7 protein-coding genes are annotated in these 6,000 nt (G+C 69.6%); 6 read left to right on the forward strand and 1 reads right to left on the reverse strand.

Annotation, left to right across the window (positions count from 1 at the left end; translation table 11 throughout):
• The first annotated feature begins 60 nt into the window (after positions 1 to 60).
• The 3 genes from AC07DC_RS38605 to AC07DC_RS38615 all read left to right on the forward strand — a co-directional run bounded on the left by AC07DC_RS38605 (position 61) and on the right by AC07DC_RS38615 (position 2,413).
• Entirely contained in the window at positions 61 to 486 is a 426-nt protein-coding gene (locus AC07DC_RS38605) for a VOC family protein (protein ID WP_478919440.1), read from the forward strand.
• A gap of 202 nt (positions 487 to 688) precedes the next feature.
• Complete coding sequence (locus tag AC07DC_RS38610; protein WP_478919441.1) at positions 689 to 1,528, forward strand: class I SAM-dependent methyltransferase; 840 nt, start codon at positions 689 to 691, stop codon at positions 1,526 to 1,528.
• Positions 1,529 to 1,639: 111 nt separating this feature from the next.
• On the forward strand, positions 1,640 to 2,413 hold the full coding sequence (locus tag AC07DC_RS38615) for a hypothetical protein (RefSeq protein ID WP_478919443.1): 774 nt from the start codon (positions 1,640 to 1,642) through the stop codon (positions 2,411 to 2,413).
• A gap of 477 nt (positions 2,414 to 2,890) precedes the next feature.
• Here the strand turns inward: AC07DC_RS38615 and AC07DC_RS38620 are convergent, their stop codons facing one another.
• Entirely contained in the window at positions 2,891 to 3,526 is a 636-nt protein-coding gene (locus AC07DC_RS38620) for an SMI1/KNR4 family protein (RefSeq protein ID WP_478919445.1), read from the reverse strand.
• A gap of 602 nt (positions 3,527 to 4,128) precedes the next feature.
• On the opposite strand from AC07DC_RS38620, the gene AC07DC_RS38625 reads away from it, so the two are divergent.
• From AC07DC_RS38625 to AC07DC_RS38635, 3 genes are all read left to right on the forward strand, one after another.
• The gene (locus AC07DC_RS38625; protein WP_478919446.1) at positions 4,129 to 4,647 is read left to right on the forward strand and encodes a hypothetical protein; all 519 of its coding nucleotides are present in this window, start codon (positions 4,129 to 4,131) and stop codon (positions 4,645 to 4,647) included.
• Positions 4,648 to 4,736: 89 nt separating this feature from the next.
• Positions 4,737 to 5,582: a DUF4097 family beta strand repeat-containing protein gene (locus AC07DC_RS38630; protein WP_478919447.1), complete on the forward strand. Its 846-nt coding sequence runs from the start codon at positions 4,737 to 4,739 to the stop codon at positions 5,580 to 5,582.
• A gap of 44 nt (positions 5,583 to 5,626) precedes the next feature.
• Positions 5,627 to 6,000, forward strand: a 374-nt coding sequence (locus AC07DC_RS38635) for an ATP-binding cassette domain-containing protein (RefSeq protein WP_478919448.1), incomplete at its 3' end; no start/stop codon positions are given.

Here is a 6,000-nt window from a genome sequence, read left to right on the forward strand (position 1 = left end):
CGCTGGTTGTCCCGCGCCTGTCGCCCGTCCGTTCGTCCACGCTCACGGCACAGTAGAGGGATGAACGCAGACGACAGGAACATCCTGGCCCGGGGTCGCGTGGCGACCAGGCTTCCAGCCCAGGACCTGGACCGGGCGCGGCGCTTCTACGCCGAGCAGCTCGGTCTGGAGCCCGTCGACGAACGGCCCGGTGGGCTGCTGTATCGATGCGCAGGCACGGAGTTCGCCCTGTTCACGTCGATGGGAGCCTCGCCCGGCACCTTCACTCAGATGGGGTGGGAGGTCGACGATGTTGAGACAATCGTGTCGGAACTCAAGCAGCGCGGCGTGGTGTTCGAGGAGGTCGACGTGCCGGGGCTGCGAACGGAGGACGGGATCGCCGCAATCGACGGGAACTATCCGAGCAAGGGCGCACGGGGGGAACGCGCCGCCTGGTTCCGTGACAGCGAGGGAAACCTGCTGGGCATCGGCCAGCCGGTCGTCTGAGCAGAGCACCGTGGCCCGGCTGACGCATTGGACAGACTCCCCACCTACGTTCTGGAGCGGGCGCTGCTGAAACGCGTGCCGATCGGCGATGCGGTGGCAACATCACCCGCCGCGGGCCTTGCGCCGACGCCGGAAGGCGCCGATACCTGAGGGTGCGGTCCGCCGAGCGGCGGCCGTGCTTTTCATGACGAAGGTGGCGCAGATGACGCAGCATTCCGGGGCGACGCAGCACCCGATCCCGTCCGCGGTCCAGGAGACGTACGGTCCGGCCGATCTCAGTTCGACGTCCCTCTTCGGCGGGGGGTTCATCAATTTCGGCTACTGGCAGGGCATCGACCTGGACCGACCGCTGACCGAACACGACCGGATCAGCAGTCAGCACGCCCTGTACCGCCACGTACTCAGTACCCTGGCGCCCACCGAGGGACTACGGGCCCTGGAGGTCGGCTGCGGGCTGGGGGTCGGCGCCGCCGTTGCGCTCGAGGCGTGCGGCTTCGCGCAGGTCACCGGTATGGACATCCATCCACAGCAGCTCGAACGCGCCGGGCGAGTCAACGCAGACTTACTGGCCCGCCGCCCCGAGCACCTGCGCTTCGCGCACGGCGCGGCCGAGGAGATGCCGTTCGGTGACGGCGAGTTCGACTCTGTGTACAGCGTCGAAGCCGCCCAGCACTTCCGCGACGTCGGCGCGTTCGCCCGGGAGACCGCACGCGTGCTGCGGCCCGGTGGCCGCGCCGTCGTCGCCAGCTTCTTCGTCCCCGACGCCGAACCGGCGGGCGCAGGGCGCCTGGCCGAGCTGCTCGACACCTTCGCCAACGGCCTGGACGTCGCACACACCATCCCGTTGCTGATCGACAGTCTCGAACGAGCCGGCCTGACCGGGGTCCGTGTCACCTCGATCGGGGCGTCGGTGTGGCCCGGTTGGGACCGCTGGCTGGCGCGAACCTGGGAGCCGGGCACGTGGCCCCGCAACTTCCTGCGGGCCTTCCACGAAGGCACCCTCGACTACTTCACGATCACCGCGGAACGCCCCACCGTGTGACGGGCCCCGATCGATTCGGCGGTGCACCTGGGGCGTTCGCTGGATGGGTGTTCCTGCGCGCCTGATACGGGTCATGATGAGCGCCGACGGTTGATCATTCCTGGGGGGATCATGAGGGCTGGATATGCGCGCGCCATCACTGCAGCGGGTTCGACGGGGGTGTTGTTGATGGTGCTGGCCGGGTGTGCGGGTGACACCGGCCACGGCAAGTCCGCGGGCGGGCACGCACCGGAATCCGGCAAGGCGCCAGGCGCCGGCCCTTCCCACTCGCCGGCTCTGCCGACGCCGGTGCCGGTCCCTACCTTCACCTCAGCGCCGGCGCTGACCGTGCAGAAGTTGACAGCGCTCACCTTCCCGGAGGACGTCACCCCCGGTACGTACGGCATGCCCGTGACGGCCCTGACGCGCCCCACCGGCGGCGCCTCGCTTCCCCGCCTCACACCGGTGGCGTGCCAGGACGTGATGGAGATCATCGAGGGCAATGCGGCCACCGTCGGGGTCCAGCAGTTGATCAACTGGAAGGCCGACGTCTTCTCGGGGAGCACCACGTTGGCTGCCTATCCGCCCGAAGGCGCCAAGAGCCTGTTCCGAGCTCTCAAAGCAGACCTGCCGCTGTGCCGCAACCTCTCCGGCGTCGACTACGGCGGCAACAAGTTCACCAACCGCATCGTCGTCGTGCCGGCGCCAACCGTGGGCGACGAGGCGGTGCGCTTTGAGGAGGTGGCCGACGTGGGCGACGGGCACCTTCGCTACACCGAGAACATCGTCGTACGGATCGGCGATACCATCGCCGCTTTCACGATGGTGGACGTCGACCGACAGACCCCTTTCCCACCCAGCCTCGTCGCCCAGCAGGTACAGCGCCTCGCCACCGCCCAGCGCTGACCACAAGCCCAAGCCGACCGGTGATCCGCACCGTTCGTATCCGGCCCCTGGGTGATTTGATGAGGCTCGATGGAAAAGGGCAACCCGTTCCTCGGCGGTGAGATCGTCGGCGTGCAGTTTCGCCGGGCGTCGTCGGCGGGGTCCCCGCCCGACACGGTCGTCCTGGCCACGCCGAGCGCGCGAAGGTCTTCGCTGCGACGCCAACGTCGCCGTACTGAAGCGCGAGGTGGGTCTGACCGACGCCGACATCGTGCGGGTCCCCGCCGCCTGTTCACTGCCCGCACCATGGTCCACGCATGTGTCCGAAGGCGAGATCACTGCGCGACCAGCACCCTGCGCGCGGTCTTCGGCACCGACCAGCGGTGGTGGCCGCACCCCAAGTAACCGGCCGCGGGTAACTCCCCCGCCCACGAGGCGGCGCCCCCCAATCCGGTGCACCCCGAGGTCGTCCGGGGCGAGTTGCGGTGGCCGGCACGTTCAGCGGTGGCCGCTCGCGCCGGCGCCATGCCGCCTCAGCGCGACCGGCTCCCATGAGACTCTCGATCGGCCCCAATCCGCCGGCAGCAGGTCCCAGGAACCGTGCCGGAGCCACTCGCCGAAGGTGACCGGGCGGGCGCCGCCGGGGTGGTCGAGGGAGAGCGGGACGATCAGGCCGCAGGTGGCGCGTCCGTCCCACCACACCGTGTCGGCCAGAGGGCCGGTGATCGCCAGCAGCGTGGCGAAGCCGCACCCTTCCTCCTGCACGACCACGGCGCCGGCGGTCTTCCGCTCTTCCCAGTCCTCGCACTCCAGGTCCCAAGCACGCCAGGCCTCCGTGTACGACTGCCCGCCCGGGAAGTCCTCCGCGGGGGGTTCCCGCGCATCCAGCTCCGCGTCCGCGTCCGCGTACGAGTCGGGGTGTGGAAAGGGCATGGCCAGCAGGTCGATCCGTGTCTGCCGGCCGCCGCCCCACCGCCAGCCCCGCTCCGCCCGGTAGGGCCGGAACACCGGACCGGCGGCGTCCGTCTCCAGCAGGTACGCGCGGTACTCGGGCGGGAAGGACACACCGAGTTCGCGCTCTGCCTCGGCCACCTCATCCTCGGTCAACCGTGGCGGCAGGGAAGGAAGGTCCATGAACACAAGCCCAGGGTCTGTGGATTCAGTGGTTCGCACGCGGCCGATGCCCACCATCCGTAGCCGTCCCCCCAATACCTGCGCCTTCGCGAGCTCCTGCCGGCCATCTGGCATCACGAGGAGCACAGGGATGCACACATCGCGCGGCACGATGAGGAACTCGGTCAGGCTGCCGATCAGGAAGAGTGCGAATTCTGCCGCCATTATTCACGATGGCGAGGTGATCAGCTCCTCCCCCGGAGCCGCCGGTCTGAGCGTTCCGTGCATGAGGCTCACCGATCGGCGGTGGACGCCCTGATCGTCGGTGAACGCGACCCCCGCGTGCTCGCGGACCTCGCGGTCACCCGGGCCCGCAACAAGATCCCCGCTCTGATTGAAGCGCTGGACGGTGGGTGCACCGACCGCAAAGGACGCCCGTCCAGCCCCACGCGGCACCGCTCGACACCACTCCACGACAACTTGGCGCCATGACTTCACCACTCCCCGACAACGCCACTGACCTGCAGATACTGACTCATACGTCATCTCGGAACCCCTCCTGGCGCCACGGCGTCGCATCTTCAGGCTTGCCGATGGCGCCATAGTGGTGCCACTATGGAGCCATGGACCTGACGCCGTACGTCGAAACACTCCACAGGGAACTGGCGGTGGCCGCCGAAGCCGGAGGGGACGAAGCCCGCGCGCTCGCCGAGCGGCTGACCGCGCCGCTGGAGTCGGCCACCCGCCTGACCCTGCTCCATGTGCTGTCCGCCGCCATGGACGAGATCACCCGTGAACTCGCCCCCGGCTCGGTCGACGTACGACTGCGAGGCCTCGACCCCGACTTCGTGGTGGTGCTGCCGCAGCGCGAGGACCGGACGGAACCGCTCGACGCGCCGGCGCCCGCACCGGCGCCGGTCCCCGCCGACACGGACGAGAGCGGCACCGCCCGCGTCAATCTGCGCCTGCCCGCCCACCTCAAGACGCGCGCCGAAGACGCGGCGGCCGGCGAGGGCCTGTCGGTCAACGCATGGCTCGTACGCGTCGTGGCGGCCGCGGTCGACACGGGCGGCGCCGCCACCCCCCGGACCCCCGAGAAGACCAGGACCATCGGCCAAAGCTTCACGGGCTGGGTGCACTAACCAGCTTCTCGCAAAGACTCCACCCACACCACGTCCCACCAGCGGGGACGCCACGAACACCCCAGAGGACTCAAGAGGACGGGACAGCCATGCCTTCTTTCGACACTCCCCAGCCGATCTCGGTCAACGCCCGCGTGGACGCGGGATCCATCCAGTTCACCGCGACCGACCGTGCCGACACCGTCGTGGGCGTAGCTCCCCGCGACCCGGCAAAAGACCAGGACGTGAGGGCCGCCGACCAGGCCGAGGTCTCGTACACGGGCGGCGTCCTGACCGTCCGAACGCCCAAGCAGCGCTATCCCCTCGGGCGCACCGGCACCGTCGACGTGACGGTCGAGCTGCCCACGGGCTCGCGCGTCGACATGACCGGCGCCTGGGCCCAGGTTCTCGGCGAGGGTCGGCTCGGCGAGGTCCGGGTGAAGACCTCGTCCGGTGACGTCCGCCTCGACACGACCGGACCGCTGCACCTGACCGCGTCCCACGGCTCGATCACCGTCGACCGGGTCGACGGCATGGCCGAGATCACCACCAGCTCCGGCAGCCTGCGCGTCGGCACCGTCGACGGCACCGCCGTCCTGAAGAACTCGCACGGCACCACGACCGTCGGCACCGTGACCGGCGACCTGCGGGTGAGCGGATCCAACGGCGACATCAACGTCGAGCACGCCGAGAGCTCGGTCGTCGCCACCACCGCCCACGGCACCCTGCGCGTCGCCGACGTCGTCTGCGGCACTGTCCAGTTGGAAACCTCCTACGGCGCCATCGAGGTCGGCATCCGCGAGGGCACCGCCGCCTGGCTCGACGTCAGCTCCGGCCGCGGGCAGGTGCGCAACACGCTCGACGCCTCCGACCCCCCGGAGAAGTCCAAGGACACCGTCGAGGTCCGCGCCCGTACGCGCTTCGGAAACATCGACATCCGCCGCGCCCGCGCCTGACCGTCCACGTATCACTCCATTCCTGCCTTCGATCGGGAGGGCCCATGCCTTCGTCTGTCATGCCCACGTCCAAGCGTGGCAACGGCCAGGAGCCGCCCGCCGCCGTCTCCGCCCTCGGCCTGCGCAAGTCCTATGGCGACAAGCTCGTCCTCGACGGGATCGACCTGCGCATTCCGGCAGGCACCGTCTTCGCACTGCTCGGCCCGAACGGCGCCGGCAAGACCACCGCCGTCAAGATCCTCTCCACGCTCATCTCCGCCGACGGCGGGCAGGCCCAGGTCGCGGGCCACGACGTCGCCACGTCACCGGACGGAGTGCGTGCCGCGATCGGCGTCACCGGGCAGTTCTCCGCCGTAGACAACCTGATCACCGGCGAGGAGAACATGCTCCTCATGGCCGACCTGCACCACCTGTCCAA

The organism is Streptomyces sp. NPDC045021 (genome assembly GCF_056432645.1).

Bases quoted from the DNA above. Each gene is read 5' to 3' on its own strand.
- AC07DC_RS38620 (WP_478919445.1), bottom strand. From the start codon at position 3,526: ATGGACCTTCCTTCCCTGCCGCCACGGTTGACCGAGGATGAGGTGGCC.
- AC07DC_RS38610 (WP_478919441.1), top strand. From the start codon at position 689: ATGACGCAGCATTCCGGGGCGACGCAGCACCCGATCCCGTCCGCGGTC.
- AC07DC_RS38625 (WP_478919446.1), top strand. From the start codon at position 4,129: ATGGACCTGACGCCGTACGTCGAAACACTCCACAGGGAACTGGCGGTG.
- AC07DC_RS38615 (WP_478919443.1), top strand. From the start codon at position 1,640: ATGAGGGCTGGATATGCGCGCGCCATCACTGCAGCGGGTTCGACGGGG.
- AC07DC_RS38630 (WP_478919447.1), top strand. From the start codon at position 4,737: ATGCCTTCTTTCGACACTCCCCAGCCGATCTCGGTCAACGCCCGCGTG.
- AC07DC_RS38605 (WP_478919440.1), top strand. From the start codon at position 61: ATGAACGCAGACGACAGGAACATCCTGGCCCGGGGTCGCGTGGCGACC.